Source organism: Nostoc mirabile CHAB5784 (genome assembly GCF_020829645.1).
GTDB classification, from domain to species: domain Bacteria; phylum Cyanobacteriota; class Cyanobacteriia; order Cyanobacteriales; family Nostocaceae; genus Nostoc; species Nostoc mirabile.
The window spans coordinates 1-2,487 of sequence record NZ_JAIVFS010000278.1; the positions used below are offsets into that span (position 1 = coordinate 1).

1 protein-coding gene is annotated in these 2,487 nt (G+C 42.6%); it reads right to left on the minus strand.

Translation table 11 applies throughout. From position 1 onward, the window contains the following. Positions 1-99: 99 nt before the first annotated feature. Positions 100-1,857: a group II intron reverse transcriptase/maturase gene (gene ltrA / locus LC653_RS45675; RefSeq protein ID WP_308189280.1), complete on the minus strand. Its 1,758-nt coding sequence runs from the start codon at positions 1,855-1,857 to the stop codon at positions 100-102. Between the last annotated feature and the right edge of the window lie 630 nt (positions 1,858-2,487).

Here is a 2,487-nt window from a genome sequence, read left to right on the forward strand (position 1 = left end):
GTCGGGTAGGGCAGAGGCATTGCTGCCTCGTTCCCCCCTAAGAACCGTGCTTACAAGTTTCCAAGTACACGGCTCAAGCAAGTCTTGGATGCTACTTTGTTAGATTAATACTTCCTCTGGGAGGGGGGAGTATTTAAATCTATGAGAATGGATTTGTTGATGGCAGTAGTAATGCACTAACTGTAGATTGGCAATGTAGTTTTTGCCATTTTGGTGTCGAGGAATGATATGGTGTCGGTGAAGGGTTTCACCATTAAATAGAGATTCATAACACACTGGGCATAGATAGTTTTGTCTTTTTGCTATCTTTTGATTGCTGGGTTCTAGAGCAATGGATTTACTCCTTTCTCTTTTAGTCCAGTATTGCCTCAATTCTGGGTCATCGGGTGAGGATGTACCAATGATTTGAGTGTGCCTCTCTATGCTGAACCACATGAATTTGAGCAGGTAATTGTTGGATTCTTTGTTGCCAAAGACCCAGTTATCCATCCTGTCAAGGTTCAACCTTCCCCAATATCTTTTTTGTCGCCACTTATCTGATTTGTTTGGGTGCATTCTGTTGGCGTATATTTTTTCCCTAGTATGCATCCAGCTATCGAGATGGTGGAATGCTTCTGAAGAAACCCCTATGCGGAGATAATTAGCTATTCCCCTGATGATGGGATTTAGTCTATTTATCAAATATTCTACGTTCTGGCTTTTGAATTCAAGCCATACTTGTCTGAGCTTGTTCCGCACATTTTGCATGGTTTGTTTACTGGGTTTTATCAGTAGTTTAAATCCTGTTTTTGTATTGGATACGGGGTATTGCCTGATGTTGAAACCAAGAAAATCGAAACCCTGTGTAAGGTGGACGATTTTTGTTTTCTCCTCAGAGAGGGTAAGTCCTCTATCTTTCATCCAACTATTAAGGATAGTTACTGATTTTTCTGCGTCTTCTTTTGTTTCACAGAATACTACAAAGTCGTCGGCATACCTGACAATAGCGCGTTTGCTAGTTAGCCTGCCTCTATGGTCGTGTTTTATACCTAACGCCTTCTCCAGTCCATGCAGAGCTATGTTGGCTAACAGTGGGCTGATTATTCCACCTTGGGGAGTTCCCGTTTCGGTTTCATAAAATAACCCTTTGTCCACATATCCTGCTTTTAACCACAAGTTGACTAATTTCCTTGCTGGAAAATTACTTATGGTTTTCATTAAGGATTCATGGGCAATATTATCAAAACAACCCTTTATATCTGCGTCAACTACCCATTTTTTATTCCTGTGAGGACACGCAAGATGATAGATTTTACCAATTGCGTCGTGGGTACTTCTGCCAGGGCGGAAACCATAGCTGCTGCCTTCAAAAAAGGATTCCCAATAAGGTTCCAGTGCGTTTTTTACAATCGCCTGTAGGCAACGGTCTATTATGCTAGGGATTCCGAGAGGTCGTTTTTTGCCATTAGCCTTGGGGATATACACCCTCCGGGTGGGATAGGGCTTCCAGGGGATGAATTTTGTTAGTATGTCTACTAATATTCCTCTGGCTTTTGGTGTTTTAACCAGCAACTTATCCACACCTGGAGTATTTTTACCCTGATTTATTTGCGTCACTTTCCTTACCGAAATAAGGATGTTTGAATAGCAACGCATTAACAACCTTTGGAGGTTGCGAACCAGTTTCAACTTCCCAGACCTTGTAGCCTTGAATATTCTTTGTCTCAATCGCCTGACTACTTTATTGGCTTTGCGCCAGTTGACGCAATTCCATTGGGTAGTTCTCTGAGTTACGTTCGCATTCCTTGCGGATTGCATCCAACTTTTCCTTTTGAGTTCGGTAATCTTACTTTGAAATTCAAGAGACTCACCTGCCATACGTCAGCACCCTTTCGAGTTGGGTATTGCCCTATCTGTCCGGTTATTTATTCCCGTTGCCTTTCGGCTGACAGCATTCGCTTTTTATGGCATCCTTTTCCCACTGAGGAATTTGGGTTGGATTACTCCTTCCTTACTAGTGACGTAGGTCTGGTCACTAGACCCCATTGGGCTTACTTCGTTTCACACGCCTGAGTTGCGATTGGGTTAGGTATTCTCTATATTCCGGGGAATTTAGTGTGGTGTCCTCATACTGACCTCCATGAATCAGTATCTTTTGGTAAGAAAAAATAGTGTTATCTTACCCCTTTTCCCATCACTGTCGTTGTACATACATACTTAGCCACTTACGAACAGCCTTAAAAATAACGGAACCTCAATGAGAATTCATTTTCATTCACCCTACCAATCTTCCTCTTGCCTCCCCCCAACTGTGGTTATCAGGATGGTTGGGCTTTTCTCTTTAGCTCTGAGACAGGGAAATTGCTTACCTTGCCCCTAAGAGATGAGGACAAGCGTTGGACACTTGCTTGCAACTATCCTTCGGCTTCGGTGCATTAGTAATGCTTTGGTAAATAACCTTATCCAGTCAGGATATTTGACTCATTACGTGCGCCATCGAATCGCACA